Here is a 23,635-nt window from a genome sequence, read left to right as displayed (position 1 = left end):
TCGGAACCGAATAGCTGACTGGTGAAAAACGGGTGCTGAAAAAGAAAGAACCAAACCGGATATCGAGGACCATCCTGACTGCGATCCGGAACAGGCCGGGTTACAGGCCACTCAACGCCAATATTGCTGGCGGTGACGTCGTCATTGCATCCTACAATGTCCACAAATGCATTGGCATCGACAAGCAGTTCAATCCGCAGCGAACAGCCGAAGTCATCAGCGAGATCGATGCGGACGTGATCGCGTTGCAGGAAGCCGACAGGCGTTTCGGCGAGCGTTCCGGCCTGCTCGATCTGGGCCTGCTCGAGCGCCGTCATGGCCTCATCCCCGTTCCCATTACCGCGACAATGCCCAAAGGCCACGGCTGGCACGGCAATGTGCTCCTGTTCCGCGAAGGGGTGGTGCGCAATGTGCAGCAGCTCAAGCTGCCCGGTGTCGAGCCGCGCGGCGCGCTGGTTGCGGACCTGCAATTTCCGGCAGGCCCTCTCCGCGTCATCGCCGCGCATCTCGGCCTTCTGAAACGCTCCCGCGAGCAACAGGCCGAAAGCATCCTTACCGTCTTGCAGGAGGCTGACACACTGCCGACCCTGCTGATCGGCGACCTCAACGAATGGCGCGTCGGCAAGCGCTCGTCGCTGGCCGCCCTCATGCCGACATTCAACCATGTCGCAACGGCAGTGCCGAGCTTCCCTTCGCGGTTCCCGGTTTTCGCGCTGGATCGCGTGCTGGGCGCGCCGCATAATCTGGTCACATCGGTTGAAGTGCACAACACGCCGCTGGCGCGCCTGGCGTCCGATCACCTGCCGATCAAGGCGCATCTCGACCTCAAATCGGCAACGAGCCTGCTCGAAGAACTCAGCCCGGAAATATTTAACAGCCGAACGGGATGATATTCAGAGGTAAGGTGAGCCCAGCCAGATAATCCGGTCGAGAAGACGCTCCAGAAATGGCCGGTTCTTCAGCCGCGCAAGATTGACCTCGCGGCTCCCCTCTATCACCTTGCCGATGCGCTCTTCCACCTGACGCGCCACGTCGCGGTCGAGGATTTCCAGATCGACCTCGAAATTCAGCCGCAACGAGCGCGGATCGATATTGGACGACCCGACATAGGACCATGCGCCGTCGATGGTCATCAGCTTGGAGTGGTTGAAGGCACCGCCAGCCCGCCAGATACGGCAACCATCCTTCAAGAGCTGATCGAACTGCGCGCGCATGGCGCGGTCCACCAGCTTCAGGTTGTTGACGCCCGGCACGACGATATCCACCGACACGCCGCGCCGCGCCGCCGTCACCAGCGCGCTGATCAATTCGCGGTCCGGCAGAAGATAAGGCGTCATGATGAGAATATGCTGCTCGGCAATCGAGAAGGCGCCCATCATCATGCGCTGGTTGGTTTCGACGTTCTTGTCCGGCCCCGACCCGACGACACGCACCAGCGTTCCCGTTCCCGGCGGGTTCTCCGGCGGCGCGATCTTCCAGGCTTCCCCGGTCAGAAGCTCGCCGGTGGCAAAGCGCCAGTCTTCCGATGCGATATGAAAGAGATCGGCGATAGCCGGTCCTTCCAGCTTGAAATGCGTATCGAAGGCCACCGCGTCGCCGGCTATCCTTCGCACAAAGCCCGCGCGGATATTCATGCCGCCGGTAAAGGCGATCTTGCCATCGACGATGAGGATTTTGCGGTGGGTGCGCAGGTTCGCGTAAGGCAGGCGCAGCCCGATGATGATATTACCGTTGAACACATCAACCGCGACGCCCTTGTCCTTCAAGAGCTTGACGATGCTTGGAAAGGAATAGCGCGCACCAACGGCATCCACCAGCACCCGCACTTCCACGCCGCGCCTGACCGCATCGCCCAGGGCATCGGCAAATACTTCGCCAATTCCGTCCCGGTCGAAAATATAGGTTTCCAGCATGATGCTGCGTTCGGCGCGGCCTATGGCGTCGAGCATCGCGGCATAAGCTTCGTCGCCCGTTTCCAGCATCTCGATGCTGTTGCCGCTGGTGAAATCGTAAAGGCTGACGGCATCGCCAAGAATCTTCATGGCCCCGAACTGGCGTCCGAAGGCGGCACGCACCAGATCGTTCGTCGTATCGAAATGCGACAGGTGATAAAGCGCGATCTTGCCCATATTGGCGCGCTGGTGGCTGAGCGTCGAACGCCGGATGCGATTTACGCCAGCAATCGCGTAGACAACCGCTCCCACGATGGGCGAAAGCACGATCACGCCGACCCAGCCGATGGCTGTCCGGACTTCCTCCTTCGTCATGGTCGCGTGAATGGCGGCGATCGCTCCGAGAACAACCGACAGGACAAACAGGATATGCGGCCAGTAGTGGGAAACGAGATCGAACATCACATGAACTTTAAGCGGAACACGACTGCAATAGCAAAGAGATATAATGGGAGATCGTCGCGACGAACAGTGTGCGCATTGGCGTTCTCACCGGTTCATCGCAAAGCTGGCCAAATCCGGGACATGCCTTATATTGTTCACGAGGCATGACAATTTGAGGGACGTCTCATGGCAACAGCTCATAATGATTTCGACCGCCCGACCTTTCCAAAGGAACTTTCCAGCAAGTGGGGCTGGTTCGTCGCCCTTGGGGTCGCGCTTCTGATCCTCGGCGGCATCGCCTTCGGCAATCTGGTGCTGGCCACCGTCGTTTCGGTCTATTACGTCGGCCTGATGATGCTGATCGGCGGCGTCATCGAGATCATCCACTCCTTTGGCGTCAAAACCTGGGGCAGCTTCTTTTTCTGGCTCCTGAGCGGCCTGCTCTATACGGCAGCCGGCATTGTCGCCTTCATCAATCCTGTGCTTGCAGCCGGTGTGCTGACCTTCCTGCTGGCGGCGGCGCTTCTGGGTTCCGGTGCTTTCCGCATCTGGCTCGGCTTCAAGTCGAAACCGTCCGCAGGATGGGGCTGGATCGTTGCGGCGGGCGTCATCACCATGCTGCTCGGCCTCATCATCGCCATGCAATGGCCGGTCAACAGCCTGTTCATCCTTGGCCTGTTTCTGGCGATAGACCTGATTTTCCAGGGCTGGTCCTTCATCGCCTTCGGCCTTGGCATCAAGAGCCGATAATATATGCAAAGCATTTAAACTCGACCTTTTGGCAAAGGACTGCTAGATGAACCGCCAATCTTTGCGGCGGTTCATGCTGCCCGTCCCTTTGCCATTACGAGTTTCTTCATGCCCGCTGACCATCCCGTTTCCAAGCGCCGCACATTCGCGATCATCGCGCACCCGGACGCCGGTAAGACCACGCTGACCGAAAAGCTGCTGCTGTTCGGCGGCGCCATCCAGCTCGCCGGTGAGGTGAAGGCCAAGAAAGACCGCATCCAGACCCGTTCGGACTGGATGAACATCGAGCGCGACCGCGGCATTTCCGTCGTCACCTCGGTGATGACCTTCGAGTACAAGGATTGCATCTTCAACCTGCTCGACACGCCGGGCCACGAAGATTTTGCCGACGACACCTACCGCACGCTGACCGCCGTTGATAGCGCCGTCATGGTCATCGACGCCGCCAAGGGTATCGAGCCGCGCACGCTGAAACTGTTCGAAGTCTGCCGGATGCGCGACATTCCCATCGTCACCTTTGTCAACAAGATGGACCGCGAGGCGCGCGACCCGCTGGAAATCCTCGACGAGATCGAGGAAAAGCTGGCGCTCGACACGGCCCCGATCACCTGGCCTATCGGCTCGGGCAAGAGTTTTGCAGGTACCTTCGACCTGCACAACGACACGCTGCGCCGTCAGGACAACGAAGAACAGCCGACCAAGGTGAGCGGACCGAAAGATGCCGCCGCCCTGTTGCCGGAAAACGAACGCGAAGCATGGCTTGAAGGCGTGGAACTGGCGCGCGGCGTCTGCCGCCCGTTCGACCTTGCGGCCTTCCGCGAAGGCCACATGACCCCAGTTTATTTCGGCTCGGCGCTGAAAAACTACGGCGTGCGCGACCTCATCGAAGCTTTCTGCGATTTCGGCCCCTCCCCGCGCGACCAGCAGGCGGATGCCCGCATGGTGGCGGCGACCGAAGACAAGATGACCGGCTTCGTGTTCAAGATTCAGGCCAATATGGACCCGAACCATCGCGACCGCATCGCTTTCCTGCGCGTTTGCTCGGGCAAGCTGTCGCGCGGCATGAAGGCGAAGCTGGTGCGCACCGGCAAGCCGATGAGCCTGTCGGCACCGCAATTCTTCTTCGCGCGCTCGCGCCAGATTGCCGACGAAGCCTTTGCGGGCGATGTGGTCGGCATCCCGAACCACGGCACCTTGCGCATCGGCGACACGCTGACCGAGGGCGAGGACATCCTGTTCCGCGGCGTGCCGAACTTCGCGCCGGAAATCCTGCGTCGCGTGCGTCTTGACGATGCGATGAAAGCCAAAAAGCTGCGCGAAGCGCTGCAGCAGATGGCCGAGGAAGGCGTCGTGCAGCTTTTCCTGCCCGATGACGGTTCTCCGGCCATTGTCGGCGTCGTCGGCGCGCTGCAAATCGATGTTCTGACCGAACGGCTCAAGGTCGAATATTCGCTGCCGGTCGGCTTTGAAATGTCGCGCTTCTCGGTCTGCCGGTGGATTTCCGCCGACGATCCGGCGGAAGTCGACCGCTTCATCGCTTCCCATCGCGCCGATATCGCACACGATCTTGACCGTGACCCGGTATTTCTCGCCCAGAACGGCTTCTCGCTCAACTACGAGGCTGAGCGCTGGAAAGACATTCGCTTTGCCACCGTCAAGGATTATCAGGTCCGCGGCAAAGCCTGATCCTTTGGAGAAAAAATGACCGATCCGGTTCTGGCTGCGCTCGATCTGCCCGAGGCGCTGCGGCAGCAATTGCGGGAATATCGCAGTCGAAAGGATGAGCTTGGCCGCTCAACGGCCAATGTGCATCTGCTCGACCATCCCGAACGTGAACCTTTGGTTCTGAAGGTGGAGCCGCAAAGCCCGGTCGGCGAACTTGCCGACGAAGCGGCGCGGCTTCGCTGGATCAGGCAGCAAAATCTCGCCTGCCCGGAAGTTCTCGCTTTCGAAATCGCCCCGGCACACAGTTTTCTGCTGATGACGCGCCTGCCGGGTCAGGATCTGGCTTCGGCAGTCGGCACGCTTACGCCGGAGCGGATTGTCGATATTCTGGCGAGTGCCCTGAAATCGATGCATGCCATCGACCCGGCATCCTGTCCGTTCGATCATCGGCTGGAGTTTCGCATCGAAGATGCGCGCAAGCGCGTCGAAGCCGGTGCGGTGGACGAAGAGGATTTCGACGAGGAACGAGAAGGACGGACCGCTCAGGGAGTATTCGAAGAACTGCTTCGCCTCAAACCTGCAAGTGAAGACATTGTCGTCACCCATGGCGATGCCTGCCTGCCGAATTTCATGGCTGACAACGACGCTTTTTCCGGTTTCATCGATTGCGGCAGACTGGGCCTCGCCGACCGTCATCAGGATCTGGCGCTTGCCTGCTGGAGCATCCGCTACAATCTGGGCGAGGAATGGGTACAGCCTTTCCTCGACATCTATGGCGGGCCCGCCATCGATGAAGCAAAGATCACCTACTATCGTCTGCTGGACGAGTTCTTTTAAAAAAACCAGGGAGATAGAGCGGCCCGATCTGATTGGATCAGATCGGCGCCCCTTTACCGATCCGCACATGGCGGAGTTTTTCGGGATTGCGCACGAGATAAATCGCATGGACCTGTCCGTCGACGATCTCCAGTGCCGCGACCTGCGGCAGTCCATCCGCTTCCATGCTGATATGCCCCGGCAGGCCGTCGAATACTGCGAACTGCCGGATTGCCGGAGGCACGCCATCCGCTTTGCGGGAAATGCCCTCGTAAAAGCGCATGATCTTCGCCCGCCCATAGATGGGGTTGAGCGCCGCATTGCGAACACCGCCGCCATCTGAATACATTATGGCATCTTCCGCCAGAAGCGCCTGCAACGCGGCAATGTCGCCACTGCGCGAAGCTTGAAAGAAGGCTTCCGCGATGGTGCGTCCGCGATCTTCCGGCAAAATGAAGCGCGGCTTTTCCTGACGCACATGCACCCGCGCACGGCTTGAAAGCTGCCGGCAGGCCGCCGCATCACGGTCGAGCACTTGCGCGACTTCCCCAAAGTCCATGCCGAAAACATCATGCAATAGAAAAGCCGCCCGTTCCAGCGGCGACAGCCGGTCAAGCGCCAGCATGAGCGTCAGCGTGATATCATCGCTCCGGTCTTCCTCTTCCTCGACCAGAGGTTCGGGAAGCCATAAACCGGGATAGGTCTCACGGCGCACACGCGCGGATTTCAGATGATCCAATGCAAGCCGACTCACCACGCGCACCAGCCAGCCCTCCGGTTCGCGGACAGCGTCCCGCGCTGCCCTGTTCCAGCGCAACCAGGCTTCCTGCACAATATCCTCGGCCTCCGCATGGGAACCGATCATGCGATAAGCGATGCGAACGAGCCGAGGCCGCAGAGCCTCGAACACGTCCGCATCAAAAGTTTTGCCCGTTTCAGGCTGCTGCCGCATCGGCTGTCACCGGATGCACCGTGCGGAACCCGACTGCCACACGATTCCACGTATTGATCACATTGATCGCCATGCTGAGCTTCACAATCTCCTCATCGGTGAAGTGTTCCTTCAGGGCCTCGAAATCCTCGTCCGGAGCGCGGGTCTCGGCAACAAGCGTCAATGCCTCGGTCCAGGCGAGCGCCGCCCGTTCGCGCGGCGTGAATAACGGCGATTCCCGCCAGGCCGCCACGAGATAAAGGCGTTCCTCGGTCTCACCGGCCTTGCGGGCATCGCGCGTGTGCATGTGAATGCAATAAGCGCATCCGTTGATCTGCGAAGCGCGAATGCGAACGAGTTCATAAAGACTATATTCCAGTCCGCCCTCGGACACCGCCTTCTCCAGTTCGATCATGGCCTGCATGATCTTGGGCGCCAGCTTATACGGAACGAGTCTCGCTTCCATTGTACGTCTCCTTGGTTCTACGATTTGTTGTCGTTCACCATCAAGACGAAACAGGCTCGTGAAATGTGACATGCCTCGCGAAAAAAATTAATTTCCCGCTTCCAGAAGCCGCTCCGCGATCTTCCCGGCCAGCCTTTCGGCCACCTCACCCTTGTCCATTTCAGGCCATTCCTCGATGCCGGAATGGCTTAGAATTCGCACGCGGTTGCGGTCGCCGCCCATCACGTCGCCGGAAACATCATTGGCGACGATCCAGTCCGCGCCCTTCTTTTCGAGCTTGGCTCTCGCATTTTCGGCCACGTCCTGCGTTTCGGCTGCGAAGCCGACGACAAGGCCCGGACGCTTGTCGCTATGCCCGACGCCAGCCAGAATGTCGGGATTCTCGACCATGGCGAGTGTGGGTGCGCTTTCACCGGGCTTCTTCTTGATCTTCTGATCGCAAGCGTTCTCCGTGCGCCAGTCGGCAACCGCTGCAACCATCACCGCCGCATCAGCGGGTAAATGCCGCTCCACAGCCGCCTGCATTTCGCGTGCCGTCTCGACATGGGTGACATCGACGCCTTCCGGATCGGGAATGTTAACCGGCCCCGACACCAGATGCACCGTCGCGCCAAGCCGCGCGAGTGCTGCCGCAATGGCATGGCCCTGCTTGCCGGAGGAGCGGTTGGCGATATAGCGGACCGGATCGATCGGCTCATGCGTCGGCCCGGAAGTCATGACGATGGTTTTGCCCGCAAGCGGTCTTGCCTGCGGTGCAAGGAGGTTTTCAATGGCCGCGACAATTACCAGCGGTTCGCTCATGCGACCCGTTCCGGCCTCGCCACTTTCCGCCATCTCGCCCTTCTCGGGACCTATGAAACGCACGCCGTCCTTTTCAAGCGTCACGCGATTGCGTTTCGTGGCGGGATTGTCCCACATGGCCGGGTTCATGGCGGGGGCGATCAGAACCGGCACCTTGCGGGCCAGCAGCACGGCGCTCGCCAGATCGTCGGCAAGCCCATTGGCCATCTTGGCCATCAGATCGGCGGTCGCAGGTGCAACAACAATCAAATCCGCATCGCGGGCCAGCCGGATATGCCCTACATCCTGTTCATCCTCTCGGGAAAACAGATCGGTAAAGACATGATCGGCGGAAACCGCGCCAATGGTCAGCGGCGTCACGAATTGCTGCGCTGCCTCCGTCATCAACGGACGCACATGCGCGCCGCGCTCACGCAGACGGCGGATCAGATCCGGCGTCTTGTAGGCGGCAATGCCACCGCCGATGATGAGAAGAATACGTCTTCCGGCCAGTGAAGCCCCTGTCCCCGGCGGTGCTGCCACGACCGGCGCGGCTTCATTCAGCCCGGCCAACAGGATGCGCGCCTCTTCTTCCATGGAGCGCCCGTTATGAGCCGCCCTGATGCGCAGCCGTTCCTTGGCGGAATCATCGAGATTACGGATGGTAATGCTGGCCATTTGATTGCACCTGTTACAAGTGCAATCATTGAAATCACTTTAAAAGTTCGCTGTCACCTTAAAAGTGATTTCATAGCCAAATATAGAGCTTGATTGCAATCGCAGCGAGCGAAATCGCAATCACGACCTGCGCGATGTGGCCCCAGCGTGAATGGCGCGCTTCGGCCCGGCCAATGGCTTCCGCCGTCGCCTCGTCAAAGCGCAATCCATTTGCGGCCATATCGTCCAGCGCCACGGAAACACGCTCCACGCGCGCGACCAGTTCCGGCGTCTTGCGCGTGAAATGCAGCAGCGAATAAGCGCTGTCCTTGGCGTCGAGAAGCATGCCCTGCGGCCCGAGATTTTTGCGTATCCAGTCGCCAACCACCGGTTCCGCCGCCTTCCACATATTGAAATGCGGATCGAGCGTGCGCGACACGCCTTCCACAACCACCATGGTTTTCTGAAGCATCAGCAATTCTGGCCGGGTTTCCATATCGAAAAGCTCGGTCACTTCGAAGAGAAGGGTCAGAAGCTTGGCCATGGAAATGGTTTCGGCGGGCTGGCCGTGGATCGGCTCGCCAATGGCGCGGATGGCCTGTGCGAAGCTTGCCACGTCATGCGTATGCGGCACGTAGCCGGCTTCGAAATGCACTTCCGCCACGCGCATATAGTCACGCGTGATGAAACCATAGAGGATTTCGGCAAGAAAACGCCGCTGCTGCTTGTTGAGCCGCCCCGTAATGCCGAAATCGACCGCAACGATCAGCCCCTGATGGTCCACAAACAGATTGCCCGGATGCATGTCGGCATGGAAAAAGCCGTCGCGCAGCGTATGGCGCAGGAAGGACTGGATCAGCGTTTCGGCCAGTTTCTTAAGATCGAAACCCGCCGCCTCAAGCGCGGAAATATCCGACATCTTGATGCCGTCGATCCATTCCAGCGTCAGCACATCGCGGCCCGTGCGCTCCCAATCCACCTTGGGAACACGGAAACCCGCATCGTCCTTGATGTTCTCGGCAATCTCGGAAAGCGCTGCCGCCTCAAGCCGCAGGTCCATCTCGATGCGCGTCGTCTGCTGCAACGTCTCGACCACCTGAACCGGTCGCAGGCGGCGCGTGAAGGGCACATGGCGTTCCTGCATGCGCGCAACCATGTAGAAACCTTCAAGGTCGCGGGCAAAACGCTGGCGAACGCCGGGACGGATGACCTTGACGGCAACCTTCTGGCGCACGCCGTCCTTCATGACTTCCGCCGGATGCACCTGTGCCATTGACGCCGCCGCTATCGGCGCATCGAATTGCAGGTAAAGATCATCGATCTTGCGGCCAAGCGAACCTTCAATACCCGCCACCGCGTCTGCCTGCGGGAAGAAATCGAGACGATCCTGCAAAAGCTCGAGGTCGGCGGCGACATCGCGCCCGACAATATCAGGCCGCGTTGCCAGAAACTGGCCCAGCTTCACGTAGGATGGCCCGAGCTTGTTCATGGCTCGCGACATGCGCTCGGAACGCTGCATGTGGCGTGCGCGCGGACGCGCCAGCATGCCCGCAATCTTGTGCCCGAACGCCGGAAGACCGGAAAGTCCCTCAACAGGCAAGGCACTGATGACGCCTTCACGCGTCAATATCCAGCCGGCCCGCATCAGCCGGAAAGCAGCTGAAACATTACCCATATGCTAGAGCTTCCAGCCGGAATGAAGCGCGGCAATACCGCCGGTGAAATTGCGATAGCTGACGCGCTCGAAACCGGCCTTCTCGATCATCGTGGCAAAATCCTGTTGCTTCGGGAATTTGCGGATCGATTCGACCAGATAGCTGTAGGAATCCGCGTCGCCGGTAATCATCTTGCCGATGCGCGGGATGGCGTGGAACGACCACTGGTCATAAACCGTGTCGAGGATCGGCAATTCGACCTCGGAAAATTCAAGGCAGAGGAAACGTCCGCCCGGCTTCAGGACGCGGTAAGCCTCCGACAGCGCCTTGTCGATGTGGGGCACATTGCGAATGCCGAATGCAATCGTATAGGCATCGAAACGGTTGTCCTCAAAAGGCAGTTCTTCGGCATTGGCCTCCACGAATTCGAGATTGTCGATAAGGCCCTTCTTGATCGCCCGTTCACGACCGACGCCCAGCATTGAGCCGTTGATATCCAGAATGGTGACATGGGCCTGACGGCCCGAAGCCTCGACAATGCGAAACGCAATATCGCCGGTGCCGCCCGCAACATCGAGCGAGGTCCAGCCTGGGCGCTTCGACGGCGCCAGCCATGCGATCATCGCATCTTTCCAGACACGGTGCATGCCCGCCGACATGAGATCGTTCATCACGTCGTACTTGCTGGCGACCTTATGGAAAACGTCGTTGACGAGGCCCTGCTTTTCGTTTTCGTCCACCGCCTTGAAGCCGAATGAATGCTCCATGCCACCTTGTGCGCCCACGCGGTCCGCATTGCCGTTCTGCTGGCTCATAGCTCATCCTGCTTCTGATTATTAAGACGAAAACGATTTCCGTAATGCATATAAAGCTTGTGCTGGACGATACAAGCAGAGACCGCCCTCCACTACCCCTTTTGTGAAGGGACCTTGCGAACCGTCTTGCGTTAGCGTTTAAAAATGGCCAAAGAGACATAAAACTGTGCGTGAGCGCTTGGCCCGGCGTTTTCTCCGGCGCAAACTGCCGCTAAAGTTAAAAATATAACGAGAAAAGTGGAAAGATCATGGGCGTTACAGTCGTCAGCCATCCGCTTGTCCAGCACAAGCTCACTATCATGCGCAAGAAGGAAACGTCCACAGCCAGCTTCCGGCGGCTGCTGAAGGAAATATCGCTGTTGCTCTGCTATGAAGTGACGCGCGAACTCGAATTGACCACCATGCCGATCGAAACACCGCTGATGCCGATGGACGCACCGATCCTTGAAGGCAAGAAGCTGGTCTTCGCCTCGATCCTGCGCGCCGGCAACGGCCTTCTGGAAGGCATGCTCGATCTGGTGCCCGCCGCACGCGTTGCCCATATCGGCCTTTATCGCGATCATGACACGTTGCAGCCCGTCGAATACTATTTCAAGGCGCCGGAAGATATCGTCAATCGCCTCATCATCGTGGTGGACCCGATGCTGGCCACGGGACATTCGGCAATCGCGGCCATCGACAAGCTGAAGGAACGCGGCGCGACCAATATCCGCTTCCTCTGCCTGCTGGCGGCGCCGGAAGGCATCAAGCGCTTTACCGAAGCTCATCCCGATGTCGACGTGTTCACGGCTTCCATCGATGAACGCCTCGATGAAAAGGGCTATATCGTTCCCGGCCTCGGCGATGCCGGCGACCGCATGTACGGCACGAAGTAAGCACCAGCGCGCATCCCGAAAAGTGTGAAGCGGTTTTCGGGAGAGATGCGCGCTAAAATAAACAAGGCAGCGCAGCCCGCGCCTGCTATCATGCCTGGAAACGGGGGCAGCATGGCGCGGGTTTTTACGATCCTTCTGGTATTCGCGGGATTGGCAATCGCCTTCCCGCTTCTGTTTGAGAAATTCAGTCCGCGGCCGAACGCCGGAGCATCCGCGACAGCTTCAACCGCTCCTTCGCAAAAACCTGCCGCCTATGGCGGGCGCCGCACGCAGATTGCGCCTGATGGGCGCGGCCATTTCATCACGGATATAAAAATCGCCGGTCAGACCCTTCGCGCCATGGTCGATACAGGAGCGAGTGTCGTTGCGATCAACGCCAGCGCGGCAAGACGCATCGGCCTGTCGCTCAAACCCGATGACTTCAGGTATCGCGTCTCGACTGCAAATGGCGAAACCCTTGCGGCGCACGCCATCCTGCCCGGTATCGAAATCGGACGGATACGGGTGGAGGACGTGGAAGCCATGATCCTGCGGGACGACGCGCTCTCCGATACGCTGCTCGGCATGAGCTTTCTGAAGCGTCTGCGTCACTATGAAGTATCGAATGGCACGCTCATGTTGACGCAATGATGTGATAGCGTACTTCCGATACAGGGCAAAAGCGGTTACATCCAATGACCATAAAGCCCCAATACCGATGGAAGCCAGCCATGACACCGGACCAGCGCCTGACCGAGCTCGAAATTCGCGTAGCCGAACAGGAAAAGACCATCGATGAATTGTCATCCGTTCTGGCCGAACAATGGAAAACCATCGACCAGCTTTCCAAGAAGCTCGGCGCATTGACCGACCGCTTTCTGGAACTGGAAGAGCAGACCGCGCCGGACGTGCCGGTCACCAAACCTCCACACTGGTAAAACAATATGCTTCAGATCATCCCCCTTGCCGACCGTCCCGATCTCGTACCCGTCTGTGCCGCATGGAACCATGGGGAATGGGGTGAATTTACCGGCTCCACCCTGGAACAGACCGCCACGGCTTTTAGCGACCTCTCTCGCGAGGACGATGGACAGGCGGCGCGTGTTGCGCTCTGGAACGGGGAGCCGGCCGGGCTTGTGCTCCTGATCCACAGCGACCTGGAAACGCATCCTCATCTGAAGCCTTGGGTGGCGAGCGTGTTCGTCGCGCCCGACCATCGCGGCAAAGGCGTTGCCAAGGGCCTTGTCGGCGCCATCGAGGATGCTGCCCGGCAACAGGGCTATGGAGAAGCCTATCTTTATACCAACAAGCCCGACCTGTACCGCCAGATCGGCTGGAGCGATTTCGAGACGCTGGAAGGCGACTATGCCGGAATGCTGATCATGCAAAAGAAAATCGCGCGGTAAAACCGCGGGATTTTCTGGTAATGACAGCCCTTATCGCGCAAGCGGGATCGGGCAGCTCACGCCGGTACCGCGCAAGCCGCAGTAACCGTTGGGATTCTTCGCCAGATATTGCTGGTGATAGTCCTCGGCATAATAGAAGTCCGGCGCATCCCCGATTTCGGTCGTGATCGGTCCGATACCGCGAGCGGCCAGCGCCTGCGCATAGGCTTCGCGGCTCTTTTCCGCCACGTCACGATCAGCCTTGTCGAAAGTATAAATGACCGAACGATAGGTCGTGCCTATATCGTTGCCCTGCCGCATGCCCTGGGTCGGATCATGCTCCTCCCAGAAAAGGGTCAGCAGCTCGTCAAGGCTCACGACCTTCGGATCATAGACTACAAGCACGACTTCCGCATGGCCCGTAAGACCAGTGCAGGTTTCCTCATAGGTCGGGTTGGGCGTAACGCCGCCCGCATAACCGACGGCCGTCACATATACGCCCGGCACTTGCCAGAACAGGCGTTCGGCACCCCAGAAACAGCCCATCCCGAACAGAACCTGCTTATAGCCATCAGGCCACGGTCCTTTCAGCGGGCGACCGTTCACGAAATGAGTGGCGGAGGTCGGGATCGGCGCAGCACGTCCCGGCAATGCCTCAGCCGCCGAGGGCATCTGGATCTTCTTGCGATAGCTGTCGAAGAAACTCATGGTTTCCACCTCCTGATTATCGGGCGGTAAAACGGCCCAGCGGACGCTCCCGGCGATGACCGATTGCATAGAATAAAAAGGCAAGTATGCCGAAAAGCAGCCAGCCGGGCTGCTCTAGCAGCGGAATGCAGACCGCATCCCAGGCTCCTGCCCCTATATAGTGCGCCACGAAGCTTTCTGCATCGGCCAATGTTTCGGGCGCGTTGCGCGACCACATGGACAAAAGCGGTTTGGCGATAAACTGCGACGCGCCGACGGACCGCGCTCCGTCAAGGATGGCGAAAATCACGGCGAAAGCCAGAAAAACAACCGCAAAACTACGCAATACAAATCGGATCACGATTCTCCGCCTCGGATTTCCTGCCCTGTTTCCGGCACCGGTTTTGAGCCCGATCTGCCGAAGATTTGTCTTTTTGATGTTGCTAAAGCATAGCACACAGAACCCATCAGGCTCAAAGGCAAGCTGGATGACAATTATATGATCAAAATAAACCGATAAATTTCATGGAGTTAGATCATGGAAGACGTTCTTTGCACAGGCTCGGTGATTTAGACGCAAAAACTTGCAAATAGCTGTTGAACATATGCATTTTCTGGCTATATTCGCGCCGCACCCGCTAGTTGGCGATTAACCAGCGCCTGTTTCGAAAAGCGGTGTCACGTTTGCAGTCAGTTTTCACCGTGAGACACGGTTTCCCGACAGCAAGGCAGACGGAGAGGTGGCCGAGTGGTTGAAGGCGCACGCCTGGAACGCGTGTATACGGGAAACCGTATCGAGGGTTCGAATCCCTCTCTCTCCGCCATTTGATTCTTTCCTGGAATAGTCACGTAGAATCAGTCGATTGAGCATGTTCCCGCCTGTTCCGCGTACTACGCTTCAGTCGCACTAACCTGCCTCACCATCGTGGCCGCACCGTGCATTCCAGATATTCCATCAAAAGAAATTTATGAAGATACATTGAGGCCGAGCAATAGGCCACAAGCCCGCCCCCCTCAAATGAACCGCCGATCGCGTCAAATCGACCTATCTGAATCTGAATAAAATTCATTGAGCCAGTAGAACTCCAAACAGAACAATTCAAAATATATTAGACTTACTTAATATATTATATGCGTAATATTTAAATCCTCACTGATAAACACGTATAGGTTGACATTTTTATTCGCCATATCGTAGCCATACCCTAAAAAATGGGAGGGTTATTGATTCAGCACACATTGGCGACCGAAAGTCTCGTATCGAATGACACAACCCGCATGGAATTGGGCAGTGCGTTCGGCTCGCAACTGGAAATTGTCGATGTACCGCAAGGATGGAGCGTCTACCACGCTGTCGAACAGACAGGGCTCTCGGCGCCCGAAAAGCACTCGTTCCGCCTGCCCCCATTTCCGTTTTATTCCGGCGGGAAACTCGTCAAATCAGCCGTCGCAGATGAGTTCAGGTTTTCCTGCTTTCCTCATTTAACCCCATATGAAAGGGCAAGGGCATGAATGCTCCGGAAGCCTCGAAATTCAGAGAATATGCGCGCACGCTGGCAGCGCGCAGTGTTCCCAATGGCATTTTGAACCGCAGCGCCGCGTTGCGCGGAACGCGCTTTTTGGCCGATGCCGCCCGTGCCGCCAAATCCGGTAAGCGACGTCCTTTCCAGATGGTAAATGTTGGCGCCTGCGACGGTGTCCTTTTTGATGACGTGACCCCTTGGCTTCACCGGATACCCCGATCCAAAGCAGTTCTGGTCGAACCCGTACCGTATAACTTGATCAGACTACGCAAAAACTATCCGGATGCCGAGCGGTTCAGGATCGAACCGATTGCCGTCACCCGGGAACAAGGTTCGATCACCGTCAAGACTTTCGATGCAAAAGCCCTGGAAGAAGGCAGTTTGCCCCTGGAATTCATAGGTTGTTCTTCGGTCACAGATACAAATCTGATGTCTGGCAAGAATGTATGGGGCCCGGATGATCCCAATTTCCATAAGTTCGCTCCACATCTGAAGGAAATCGTGGTTGCTTCAGATACGCTGCAAGCCGTGTTGGATCGCAATAATGTTGAATATATTGATGCATTCCTGGTCGACTGCGAGGGCGCGGACTGGATTGTCTTCGACCAGCTTGATTTGCAGCGCTATCGCCCCGGCCTGATCAAAGTCGAAGTTGGCGCTCTATCCCCGACTGATGTCGGCAACGTCATCGTAAAGATGAAAGCGGCCGATTATGATGTTGGCATCTATTGCGAAGATGTCTGGGCATTTGGATAATTGCGCTTCTCGGGAGCGATTTTCGAGTACCGGAGCAGGGCGTACTTGCAAGCATAGTCCCGAAAAGTTGCAGGCTTTTCGGGACCATACGTCCGAGAAAGGTATGTGAGCACCGGAACAAAGCCGGAGGTTTGCGCCTCCGGCTATGATTCTTAGTTCAGGCCTTCTTCCTTGAGAGCCTTCTGCACATTCGGGCGGGCGAGCACGCGCTCGCGTAGTTTCAACGCCTTTGGATAGGCGCTCAAATCAACTTTGAGTCCCACACCCCAGCCGATGACGACAGATGCATAAGCGTCGGCCTGCGTGAAATCATCGCCAAGCCAATAAGCCTTGCTGTCCGACAGCATGGCTTCGAACTGCCCCATGCGGCGATTGATATTGGCGATGACGCCAGCCTTCACTTCGTCGCTCGGATCGGTCGCAAACAGCCCGCTGAATGCTGAATGGAGATCCGAGCAGAAGCCCAGGGCTTCCTGCAGGCGTGCACGTTCCATCGTGCCATAGGCTGGCTTGAATGCCGCGACGTCGGAATGGTCCCCGATATATTGCAGGATTGCGGCGTTCTGCGTGATGACGGCGCCGGGCTTTACTTCCAGCGCCGGAACCGCGCCGCGCGGATTGATCGCGAAATAGTCCCTGCCATCAGCCGTCTTCTTGGCCTTGAGGTCCACGGCCTCCAGCTCATAAGGCAGGCCCGCTTCCTTCAGGATGATGTGGGGCGCGAGCGAACAGGCACCTGCCTTGTAGTAAAGTTTCATGGATATCTCCCATCGGTTTCGATGAAAGATATGTATCAATTTTACTCGCTCCCGCAAGAAATCAGGGATCACATTTCTTTGTGCCGCTCCGATATTCGAAATATTTTCCGGCAACAGGTTATTTATCAGAAAAGCGATGCGATCCGTGCAGGTTTGGAGGATTGCATGCTCGTTACGACAACCATCTTGTTGAACTCACCGCGCTTGAAGGCGCGCAGGAAGCGTGGATAGTCCCTGAACACCACACAGCCATTGGAATCGCCACGCCGCCCCAGCATAAAAGTATGCGCGAGAAGACCATCGCGATTATAGCGGTTGTTGCCATCGACCGGCGTAAGGCGGATTGCCTCGACACCATGGAACAATGCCTCGCGCATGCGCAGATCGTAGGTATGCGGCGGCGTGGGGCCACGATTCTTCTGGTTCACGTAACGCGGATTATCCCGCATCGGACCGAGGCCGGAATGCGCCTCCAGTCGCTCGCCGCCAGGCAGGTAAACGGTCGCTGCGGAAATGTCATAAATAGCAACTTTGCTGCGTGAAGCCTGATTGAGAAGCGGGCTGAAGAGGCCAGCACGCGGTTCTTCCGTGGCACCGCTTTCCGGCGCATAGGCAAGCTCGGTCTTCTCACGCATGCGCGAGCGGCGGAGAGAAGGCTTCGCCCCCGGCACCGGCACATCGTCGGGCAGAAATGCGTCGCGGGCGGCGTCGGCATCAGCGGCCATGTCCGCCTTCTGATCCGGCGCAAGCTGCGGCACAGGAACGGCATTGCCAACCGGAAGACCGGCCTGTCCAGTGGCAGCATCCGCCTCTTCTGCTCGCGAAAGCGGCTCGATCCTGCTGAACGCCGCAACCGCGGCCGGTGCAGCGGGCACTGGCGCATAGGCCAGCACCGTCGTACCGACTGTTGCGGCAGGTTCCTGCTCGATATTTGCCACAACCGGTTCTTCACGTCGCACGCGGTCGGCGCGCAATTCGACAAGAGATGCCGTATCGACAGGCTTGTCCTCAATTACGGAATCGGGTCCGATGTCGGCAATGATCGGTTCATCACCGGCATTTTTGGCGCGGCGCCAATCGAGATTCGAATAAGCGGCGTCAGCGGTATAGGCCTCGATGAAGCCTCGCCTGATGCGCTGCGACGGTGCGAGCCTGTGGTCGACGACCGCAAGTGCCTGCGGCGCGGTCAGGGAGACGCGACGCATAACCGGGGCAACAGGTGCAAAGGCTGGCACCACCGTTTCCAGCGTGCCGAGCGCCGTCATCATCCAGCTTCCGGCCACAAGGCCCGTCGCAGCGAAGACCGCAATGCGCGCAAAGCCTTTGAAACCGAATCGAAGTCTGGTGCCATTGCCGCGCCGTGCTGCGCCGCCATACACTTCTGTTACACACGCCATGATACAAATCCGAGTGGAGAGATCACCTCTCACGGCACCGCCTTGCATGTCATTTCGGCAGAAAGACGAGCAAGACATGGCAAGGCGGTGACTGGAAGGTCGCCTCCAGCATCGCCAATTATGGTAACCAAATCCTTTACAGGGGGGAGAAATCCGTTTTCGCGGTCTCGAAAACCGGTTCAGGCCGTCAGCAGATAAGCGCCCTGTTTGGCACTTGGAAATTCCAGCCCCTCGACGGCAACGCGATTGCGCCCGCGATGTTTCACACGCATTAGGGCAAGATCGGCTCGTGCCGCTGTTTCCCACAAGGTTTCGCCGCCGCGCACCATGGCGATGCCGAAGCTGCAGGTCATTCCGCGACCTGCAGGCAACATGGCAAACCGATGCCGCGCGACAATTCCGCAAAGCCTCTCGCCCAGACGCTCGCAGGTTTCGGCGTCGCCGCTGACCAGAAGAACGAATTCCTCGCCGCCAACACGGCCAACGATAGTGGTATTTGGCGCAGCCATTTGCAGGATACGGGCGAACTCAATCAGAACCCGGTCGCCGGTGGCATGTCCCAGCTCGTCATTGATCGACTTGAAGTGATCGATATCGGCAATGATGACCCCATGATCACCACGCTGGGCTTCCGCCAGACGCAGATGCGCACGGCGCTCAAGACCGCGACGATTGAAAACGCCAGTCAGTGGATCGGCGTCACGCTCCGCCTGCAATTCCTTTACCACGTCGGAAGTCGTCACCACCAGGAGAACAAGGCCGGCAGAGACGCCTGCAAAGGCGCTAAATATCATCACGCCCTGCCAATAGCGGGAATGTATCAATTCGGACGGCCGTGCAATTTCTCCAGAAAGCCCGAGTGCCAATCCAGCCTGCACGTAGAAATGCACCGCCAATAAAAGCAATGCACCGAACAACACGCGATCGATCCAGCTTCGGCGTGCAAGATCGCGCGCCTCGATGCAAAGAACCGCCACCAGACTGCCTAGGGTCAGCTGGATGGCAAGTGCGATCGGCGAATAACCCATATCATTCGCAATGAAATAGATCATGGCAACAAGAAAGGTGAACCCGATCAGGGCTGACGCTAGGCGCGAATAATGCCTTCCCATGCGTAGCATCACACCTTCGCAAAGCAGCCAGCCGCCCATAAAATGGAGGGTTGCCGCCGGCGGCGAAGCCACGGGCAGGCTGTTCGAGATCAACGATATCGGCACCAGAAGGCCGAGCGCGAAGCAGGCGAAGCTCAGACCGAAGAGCAAAAGATGCCTGCGCTTCGTGTCGAGCATCCAGACGCCCAACATCGTCGCAGCAAACAGCAATACTACCAGCGGCGGTACGAACTTCACGAATAGGTCCTGAATCGGTTGAAAGCGAGAATGCAAAAGCGCTATTTCAAATTGAACACAATGTGCAATTACAAACCGGACGCAAAGTCAAGTTTTTAGTTCGCAATATTCATAAAAACTAAAATATAAAAGAGAGATTCTAAGAATAAGCGATTGCTAAAAAACAATCGGAAACAACATCCTCGGACGAAAATCTATTTTCACGCAATTTTGATCTGTGAACTTATCCCCAGAAGCTTTTCCGCGATCATGCGGCCGATCGGTATGGAAGACGTCGCCGCTGGTGACGGCGCATTGCATACATGCAGCATTTTCTCGGTCTCCTTGAACAGAAAATCATGCACCAGCGTACCGTCATCAAGGACAGCCTGCGCACGGATGCCCGCGCCCGGCGCGCCAAGATCGGAGAGTTCCAGCGACGGGCAATATTTGCGGCATTCCTTCAGATATCGGGCGCGGGAGGCCGAGTTGCTGAACTCGGACAGGGCCGAGCGCCAATTCTTCATCGCCATCTTCCAGAAGCCCGGAAACACCGACATGTCCGCGACATCGCCAGCACGGAAACTGCCCTTGGCATAACCCTCCCGCGAGAAGCCCAGAACAGCATTCGGCCCGACCGTCACGCCGCCATCGATCGTTCGCGTGAGGTGAATGCCGAGAAACGGCAGATCAGGATCAGGGATCGGATAGATCAGATGGTTGACGATATGCGCCTTCGATTGCGGCAGGGTGAAATATTCACCGCGAAACGGCACGATGCGATGGCTGATGTCCAGCCGGGCAAGCCGGGCCACGCGATCGGATTGCAGCCCGGCACAGGCAACGAGTTTTGAAGCGCGCACGATCTCCCCATCTGTCGTTACCGTGACACCTCTGTCGTCCTCCCGGATTGCGGTTACCGGGGCGTTGAGCCGCACAATGCCGCCACGCTCGACAATCTCCGCCGCCATCGCCCGCGAGACCCGAGCATAATCGACAATGCCCGTCGCGGGAACGAGAAGCGCCGCGAGGCCCGAAACCGCAGGCTCGATCTTGCGCAGCGTCTGCTGGTCGACATGCTGGAACGCGATATCGTTCTGGACTGCGCGCCTGGCGAGCGCCTCCATGCGTTCAACCTCCTGCGCAGAGGTCGCGACCAGAAGCTTGCCGCATGTTTCAAACGGGATGGAATATTGCCTGCAAAAGGCTTTCGTGGCTTCCGCACCTGCCCGGCACAATTGCGCCTTCAACGAACCCGGCTGGTAATAGATTCCGGCATGAATGACCCCGCTATTGTGTCCCGTCTGGTGACGCGCGAAATCGCTTTCCTTCTCCAGCAGGATGATCCTTGCGCCCGGCTCGGCTTCCTGCATGGCTTTTGCTGTCGCGAGCCCGACAATGCCGCCGCCGATGACGCAGTAATCATAGTCTGCCACGAAGTCCCCTCCTCATGCCTTTTCCGACGCAAGCGCCCTGCCTTGCTACTGCCCGACAGGACGATTACCTGTTACTTATACGATTGCAGCCTTGGTTGCAGCACCGCAAAATGGCATTCTTTGCCAAATCCGGTTCCCCCATGCGGAGAAGTTACATGCGCCATCAGTTCGACCTTTTTGCTCCTTCCCCGGCGGGAGAAGAACAGGCAGAACTGCGCCCTGCCCGCAGCAGGCCCGGCAAGACGAGCAGCATCGATGAAGCGGAAATGGTGAAACGCCTGAACGACAGTGGGCGTTACCGCATCTTGCAGCGGCTCGATCCGCCACCGACTGTTCCCGATGCCGACAGGGTTGCCTTCCCGCGCCTCGGCGTGGTTGTGGATACGGAGACGACCGGCCTCAATCCGGCGCAGGAAGAAATCATCGAAATCGGTGCAGTGGCCTTTCGCTACGCCGATGACGGGTCGATAGGCGATATCTGCGCCACCTTCGGCGCGCTGCAACAGCCATCGAAGCCGATCCCGGCTGACATTACCCGCATCACCGGCATCACCGACGACATGGTGAAAGGCCAGACAATCCCGCGCGAGGAACTCGACGCGCTTGTCGCCGAGGCCGATATCATCATTGCGCATAATGCCGGTTTCGACCGCCCGTTTCTTGAACGTTTTTCCATCGCCTTCGCCAACAAGCCATGGGCCTGTTCGGTCAAGGAGATCGACTGGACCGCACGCGGCTTTGAGGGCACCAAGCTTGGTTACCTGATCGGCCAGAGCGGCTATTTTCACAACGGCCACAGGGCCGAAGACGATTGCCAGGCCCTGCTCGCAGTGCTGAAGGAACAATCAGGCGGGACCACGCCCTTTGCCGAACTGCTGAAGGCAAGCCAGCGCGCTCGGATGCGCATCTATGCCGAGAACAGCCCTTTCGAAATGAAGGATCACCTCAAGGCCCGCGGCTATCGCTGGTCGGATGGCAGCGATGGACGTCCGAAATCATGGTGGACGGAAATCGGCGAAGAAGAACTCGAAGCCGAACTCGAATATCTGCGCACCGAGATTTACGGCTGGCGCGACGCCGATCCGCTGATCCAGAAGCTCACCGCCATGGATCGTTACAAGGAACGGGCGCCGCTACGGGCAAAGAAGTAAAAAAGCTGCGTTTCCATAACCCCGCCCTCTCGCCCTTCGAGACGCCGCCTGCGGCGGCCCTCAGGATGAGGGGCGGGATTTGGCGATCACGCAATAACAGGCCACGGCCTCTGTTCAGGCCGCATTTCCTCATAAGCCCGCGCCAATCGCAAAACGCCCAGATCGTCGAAACGCTGGCCGAAAATCTGCAAGCCGATTGGCAAGCCCTTTGCTGTATAACCGCAATTGATTGAAATCGCAGGCTGCTCCGACATATTCATCGCAACGGTGAAGGCAATATGTTCGAAGGGGCGCTGCGGATCGTTGATCGGAGAGGCCCATTCCGCCGGATAGGTCGGCATCGGCGCGGTTGGCGAAATGATGAAATCAAAACCCTTCGATGCGGCAAGGGCGGCGTTGCGCATGGCGTCCATCTGGGCAAAACCGAGATAGACGTCCTCGCCGGAAAGCCCTTCCGCAGTTTCGGTCCATTGATAGATGTACGGCAGGATTTTCGCCCGGTTTTCCGGCGTCATCTTTTTGATGTCGGACCAGGAACGCGCGCGCCAGAACCGATCCAGACCGTCGATCATGGTGCGGTTGAGGAACGGCGCAACCGGCTCGACAATCGCGCCAGCATCGGAAAGCAGCTTCGCAGCCGCTTCCACGGCCGCCTTCGTTTCCGCGCCCACCGGCTCACCGAAACCGGCATCGAGCCACAGGCCGATCTTGAGGCCCTTGACGTCGATATTGAGGTCCATCCAGTCGATGTCCTGATAAGGCAGGCTCATGGCGTCGCGACGGTCGGGTCGCGACAGCACCGACATGTAAAGCGCATTATCGGCCACCGTTCGCGTCATCGGCCCGGCCACGCGACCGAGAAACGGCGGATCGATGGGAATGCGCCCGAAAGACGGCTTAAGGCCGACGAGACCGCACCAGCCCGCAGGCAGACGGATGGAGCCGCCAATATCGGTGCCGATATGCAACGGGCCGTAACCGGCGGCAGCCGCACTTCCCGCACCGGCGCTGGATCCGCCCGGATTGGTGTTCAAGTCCCACGGATTGCGCGCCAGCTTGTGAAAGCTCGACAGGCCCGAAGACAACATGCCGAGATCCGGCATAGTCGTCTTGGCCAGCAGCACGCCGCCAGCCTCACGGCTGCGCGCCGCGGGCGGCGCGTCGACGGCAGCAGGCTTCAACGGCAGCGCCGCGCAGCCAAGCGGTACAGGCGTTCCTTCGGTCGCAATATTTTCCTTGATCGTCAGCGGCACGCCGTCGATGGGACCGGCAGGCTCACCCTTTGCCCAGCGTGCCTCGGAGGCCTTGGCCGCCGCCCGCGCAGCATCCGGATTATACGCCCAGAGCGCATTCAGCTTCGGCTCATAGGCTTCGATACGGGCGATGACAGCGTCCGTGACCTCGACCGGCGAAAGCGACTTCGCCTTATAGGCGGACACGAGTTCGACGGCTGACAAATCGGCAAGATTCGACATTGGGATTTCCTCAA

The 23,635-nt window shown here is 58.3% G+C and carries 23 protein-coding genes and 1 tRNA gene; 11 read left to right on the top strand and 13 right to left on the bottom strand.

All coding sequences use genetic code 11. The features are described from left to right. Positions 1-32: 32 nt before the first annotated feature. Positions 33-890: an endonuclease/exonuclease/phosphatase family protein gene (locus AC0TNJ_RS08755; RefSeq protein ID WP_473770865.1), complete on the top strand. Its 858-nt coding sequence runs from the start codon at positions 33-35 to the stop codon at positions 888-890. 3 nt (positions 891-893) lie between these two features. Here AC0TNJ_RS08755 and cls read toward each other — a convergent pair whose 3' ends face one another. Further along, complete coding sequence (gene cls, locus AC0TNJ_RS08750; protein ID WP_473770864.1) at positions 894-2,354, bottom strand: cardiolipin synthase; 1,461 nt, start codon at positions 2,352-2,354, stop codon at positions 894-896. 168 nt (positions 2,355-2,522) lie between these two features. Between cls and AC0TNJ_RS08745 the strand changes: the two genes are divergently transcribed. The 3 genes from AC0TNJ_RS08745 (at position 2,523) to aph(3')-IId (ending at position 5,588) form a co-directional block, all read left to right on the top strand. Continuing rightward, positions 2,523-3,086, top strand: a complete 564-nt coding sequence (locus AC0TNJ_RS08745) for an HdeD family acid-resistance protein (RefSeq protein ID WP_122001464.1) — start codon at positions 2,523-2,525, stop codon at positions 3,084-3,086. A 108-nt stretch (positions 3,087-3,194) separates the two neighbouring features. Beyond that, entirely contained in the window at positions 3,195-4,772 is a 1,578-nt protein-coding gene (locus AC0TNJ_RS08740; RefSeq protein WP_122001465.1) for a peptide chain release factor 3, read from the top strand. A gap of 15 nt (positions 4,773-4,787) precedes the next feature. After that, the gene (gene aph(3')-IId / locus AC0TNJ_RS08735) at positions 4,788-5,588 is read left to right on the top strand and encodes an aminoglycoside O-phosphotransferase APH(3')-IId (RefSeq protein WP_473770863.1); all 801 of its coding nucleotides are present in this window, start codon (positions 4,788-4,790) and stop codon (positions 5,586-5,588) included. 37 nt (positions 5,589-5,625) lie between these two features. Here the strand turns inward: aph(3')-IId and AC0TNJ_RS08730 are convergent, their stop codons facing one another. The 5 genes from AC0TNJ_RS08730 to ubiE form a co-directional block, all read right to left on the bottom strand. Further along, positions 5,626-6,519, bottom strand: a complete 894-nt coding sequence (locus AC0TNJ_RS08730; RefSeq protein ID WP_473770862.1) for a sigma-70 family RNA polymerase sigma factor — start codon at positions 6,517-6,519, stop codon at positions 5,626-5,628. Beyond that, positions 6,503-6,964, bottom strand: a complete 462-nt coding sequence (locus AC0TNJ_RS08725) for a carboxymuconolactone decarboxylase family protein (protein ID WP_122001468.1) — start codon at positions 6,962-6,964, stop codon at positions 6,503-6,505. The genes AC0TNJ_RS08730 and AC0TNJ_RS08725 overlap by 17 nt, the downstream gene beginning before the upstream one ends. 87 nt (positions 6,965-7,051) lie before the next feature. After that, on the bottom strand, positions 7,052-8,422 hold the full coding sequence (gene coaBC / locus AC0TNJ_RS08720; protein WP_473770861.1) for a bifunctional phosphopantothenoylcysteine decarboxylase/phosphopantothenate--cysteine ligase CoaBC: 1,371 nt from the start codon (positions 8,420-8,422) through the stop codon (positions 7,052-7,054). 70 nt (positions 8,423-8,492) lie between these two features. Continuing rightward, positions 8,493-10,076, bottom strand: a complete 1,584-nt coding sequence (gene ubiB, locus AC0TNJ_RS08715; RefSeq protein ID WP_473770860.1) for a 2-polyprenylphenol 6-hydroxylase — start codon at positions 10,074-10,076, stop codon at positions 8,493-8,495. Positions 10,077-10,079: 3 nt separating this feature from the next. Beyond that, positions 10,080-10,871 (bottom strand): bifunctional demethylmenaquinone methyltransferase/2-methoxy-6-polyprenyl-1,4-benzoquinol methylase UbiE, encoded by a 792-nt coding sequence (ubiE, locus tag AC0TNJ_RS08710; protein WP_473769808.1) that lies wholly within the window; start codon positions 10,869-10,871, stop codon positions 10,080-10,082. Between the two features lie 248 nt (positions 10,872-11,119). On the opposite strand from ubiE, the gene upp reads away from it, so the two are divergent. From upp to AC0TNJ_RS08690, 4 genes are all read left to right on the top strand, one after another. Next, the gene (gene upp, locus AC0TNJ_RS08705; RefSeq protein ID WP_473769809.1) at positions 11,120-11,746 is read left to right on the top strand and encodes a uracil phosphoribosyltransferase; all 627 of its coding nucleotides are present in this window, start codon (positions 11,120-11,122) and stop codon (positions 11,744-11,746) included. A gap of 111 nt (positions 11,747-11,857) precedes the next feature. After that, positions 11,858-12,376, top strand: a complete 519-nt coding sequence (locus tag AC0TNJ_RS08700) for a retropepsin-like aspartic protease family protein (RefSeq protein WP_473770859.1) — start codon at positions 11,858-11,860, stop codon at positions 12,374-12,376. An 80-nt stretch (positions 12,377-12,456) separates the two neighbouring features. Continuing rightward, positions 12,457-12,663: a SlyX family protein gene (locus AC0TNJ_RS08695; protein WP_021587137.1), complete on the top strand. Its 207-nt coding sequence runs from the start codon at positions 12,457-12,459 to the stop codon at positions 12,661-12,663. A 6-nt stretch (positions 12,664-12,669) separates the two neighbouring features. After that, on the top strand, positions 12,670-13,131 hold the full coding sequence (locus AC0TNJ_RS08690) for a GNAT family N-acetyltransferase (RefSeq protein ID WP_473770858.1): 462 nt from the start codon (positions 12,670-12,672) through the stop codon (positions 13,129-13,131). A 30-nt stretch (positions 13,132-13,161) separates the two neighbouring features. Here AC0TNJ_RS08690 and msrA read toward each other — a convergent pair whose 3' ends face one another. Together msrA and AC0TNJ_RS08680 are read right to left on the bottom strand one after the other, a co-directional pair. Beyond that, on the bottom strand, positions 13,162-13,818 hold the full coding sequence (gene msrA, locus AC0TNJ_RS08685; RefSeq protein WP_473770857.1) for a peptide-methionine (S)-S-oxide reductase MsrA: 657 nt from the start codon (positions 13,816-13,818) through the stop codon (positions 13,162-13,164). 16 nt (positions 13,819-13,834) lie between these two features. Further along, complete coding sequence (locus AC0TNJ_RS08680) at positions 13,835-14,158, bottom strand: hypothetical protein (RefSeq protein ID WP_473770856.1); 324 nt, start codon at positions 14,156-14,158, stop codon at positions 13,835-13,837. 373 nt (positions 14,159-14,531) lie between these two features. Between AC0TNJ_RS08680 and AC0TNJ_RS08675 the strand changes: the two genes are divergently transcribed. Both AC0TNJ_RS08675 and AC0TNJ_RS08670 read left to right on the top strand, forming a co-directional pair. Then, positions 14,532-14,621, top strand: a tRNA-Ser gene (locus AC0TNJ_RS08675). A 684-nt stretch (positions 14,622-15,305) separates the two neighbouring features. Continuing rightward, entirely contained in the window at positions 15,306-16,076 is a 771-nt protein-coding gene (locus AC0TNJ_RS08670; RefSeq protein ID WP_473770855.1) for an FkbM family methyltransferase, read from the top strand. Positions 16,077-16,228: 152 nt separating this feature from the next. Here the strand turns inward: AC0TNJ_RS08670 and gst are convergent, their stop codons facing one another. The 4 genes from gst to lhgO all read right to left on the bottom strand — a co-directional run bounded on the left by gst (position 16,229) and on the right by lhgO (position 20,995). Further along, positions 16,229-16,834 (bottom strand): glutathione transferase, encoded by a 606-nt coding sequence (gene gst / locus AC0TNJ_RS08665; RefSeq protein ID WP_473770854.1) that lies wholly within the window; start codon positions 16,832-16,834, stop codon positions 16,229-16,231. A gap of 125 nt (positions 16,835-16,959) precedes the next feature. Continuing rightward, complete coding sequence (locus AC0TNJ_RS08660) at positions 16,960-18,231, bottom strand: DUF2778 domain-containing protein (protein ID WP_473770853.1); 1,272 nt, start codon at positions 18,229-18,231, stop codon at positions 16,960-16,962. A 179-nt stretch (positions 18,232-18,410) separates the two neighbouring features. Then, positions 18,411-19,580, bottom strand: a complete 1,170-nt coding sequence (locus tag AC0TNJ_RS08655; RefSeq protein WP_473770852.1) for a GGDEF domain-containing protein — start codon at positions 19,578-19,580, stop codon at positions 18,411-18,413. 200 nt (positions 19,581-19,780) lie between these two features. Next, entirely contained in the window at positions 19,781-20,995 is a 1,215-nt protein-coding gene (gene lhgO / locus AC0TNJ_RS08650; RefSeq protein ID WP_473770851.1) for an L-2-hydroxyglutarate oxidase, read from the bottom strand. A gap of 155 nt (positions 20,996-21,150) precedes the next feature. On the opposite strand from lhgO, the gene AC0TNJ_RS08645 reads away from it, so the two are divergent. Continuing rightward, positions 21,151-22,146 carry a 3'-5' exonuclease gene (locus AC0TNJ_RS08645; RefSeq protein WP_122001482.1) on the top strand — a complete coding sequence of 332 codons (996 nt, stop codon included), beginning with the start codon at positions 21,151-21,153 and terminating at the stop codon, positions 22,144-22,146. An 86-nt stretch (positions 22,147-22,232) separates the two neighbouring features. Here the strand turns inward: AC0TNJ_RS08645 and AC0TNJ_RS08640 are convergent, their stop codons facing one another. Beyond that, positions 22,233-23,621 carry an amidase gene (locus AC0TNJ_RS08640; RefSeq protein ID WP_473770850.1) on the bottom strand — a complete coding sequence of 463 codons (1,389 nt, stop codon included), beginning with the start codon at positions 23,619-23,621 and terminating at the stop codon, positions 22,233-22,235. Between the last annotated feature and the right edge of the window lie 14 nt (positions 23,622-23,635).

The organism is Ochrobactrum sp. PL_is483 (assembly GCF_055816855.1).
The sequence above is the reverse complement of the archived record's forward strand: the minus strand, read 5'-3'. Positions and strand labels throughout refer to the sequence as shown.

What these genes read in the sequence shown, in the direction of transcription:
- coaBC (WP_473770861.1), bottom strand. Translation starts at nt 8,422, where the DNA reads ATGGCCAGCATTACCATCCGTAATCTCGATGATTCCGCCAAGGAACGG.
- AC0TNJ_RS08740 (WP_122001465.1), top strand. Translation starts at nt 3,195, where the DNA reads ATGCCCGCTGACCATCCCGTTTCCAAGCGCCGCACATTCGCGATCATC.
- AC0TNJ_RS08700 (WP_473770859.1), top strand. Translation starts at nt 11,858, where the DNA reads ATGGCGCGGGTTTTTACGATCCTTCTGGTATTCGCGGGATTGGCAATC.
- AC0TNJ_RS08730 (WP_473770862.1), bottom strand. Translation starts at nt 6,519, where the DNA reads ATGCGGCAGCAGCCTGAAACGGGCAAAACTTTTGATGCGGACGTGTTC.
- upp (WP_473769809.1), top strand. Translation starts at nt 11,120, where the DNA reads ATGGGCGTTACAGTCGTCAGCCATCCGCTTGTCCAGCACAAGCTCACT.
- AC0TNJ_RS08745 (WP_122001464.1), top strand. Translation starts at nt 2,523, where the DNA reads ATGGCAACAGCTCATAATGATTTCGACCGCCCGACCTTTCCAAAGGAA.
- AC0TNJ_RS08645 (WP_122001482.1), top strand. Translation starts at nt 21,151, where the DNA reads ATGCGCCATCAGTTCGACCTTTTTGCTCCTTCCCCGGCGGGAGAAGAA.
- gst (WP_473770854.1), bottom strand. Translation starts at nt 16,834, where the DNA reads ATGAAACTTTACTACAAGGCAGGTGCCTGTTCGCTCGCGCCCCACATC.
- ubiE (WP_473769808.1), bottom strand. Translation starts at nt 10,871, where the DNA reads ATGAGCCAGCAGAACGGCAATGCGGACCGCGTGGGCGCACAAGGTGGC.
- AC0TNJ_RS08725 (WP_122001468.1), bottom strand. Translation starts at nt 6,964, where the DNA reads ATGGAAGCGAGACTCGTTCCGTATAAGCTGGCGCCCAAGATCATGCAG.
- msrA (WP_473770857.1), bottom strand. Translation starts at nt 13,818, where the DNA reads ATGAGTTTCTTCGACAGCTATCGCAAGAAGATCCAGATGCCCTCGGCG.
- AC0TNJ_RS08640 (WP_473770850.1), bottom strand. Translation starts at nt 23,621, where the DNA reads ATGTCGAATCTTGCCGATTTGTCAGCCGTCGAACTCGTGTCCGCCTAT.
- AC0TNJ_RS08660 (WP_473770853.1), bottom strand. Translation starts at nt 18,231, where the DNA reads ATGGCGTGTGTAACAGAAGTGTATGGCGGCGCAGCACGGCGCGGCAAT.
- AC0TNJ_RS08690 (WP_473770858.1), top strand. Translation starts at nt 12,670, where the DNA reads ATGCTTCAGATCATCCCCCTTGCCGACCGTCCCGATCTCGTACCCGTC.
- AC0TNJ_RS08670 (WP_473770855.1), top strand. Translation starts at nt 15,306, where the DNA reads ATGAATGCTCCGGAAGCCTCGAAATTCAGAGAATATGCGCGCACGCTG.
- cls (WP_473770864.1), bottom strand. Translation starts at nt 2,354, where the DNA reads ATGTTCGATCTCGTTTCCCACTACTGGCCGCATATCCTGTTTGTCCTG.
- ubiB (WP_473770860.1), bottom strand. Translation starts at nt 10,076, where the DNA reads ATGGGTAATGTTTCAGCTGCTTTCCGGCTGATGCGGGCCGGCTGGATA.
- AC0TNJ_RS08695 (WP_021587137.1), top strand. Translation starts at nt 12,457, where the DNA reads ATGACACCGGACCAGCGCCTGACCGAGCTCGAAATTCGCGTAGCCGAA.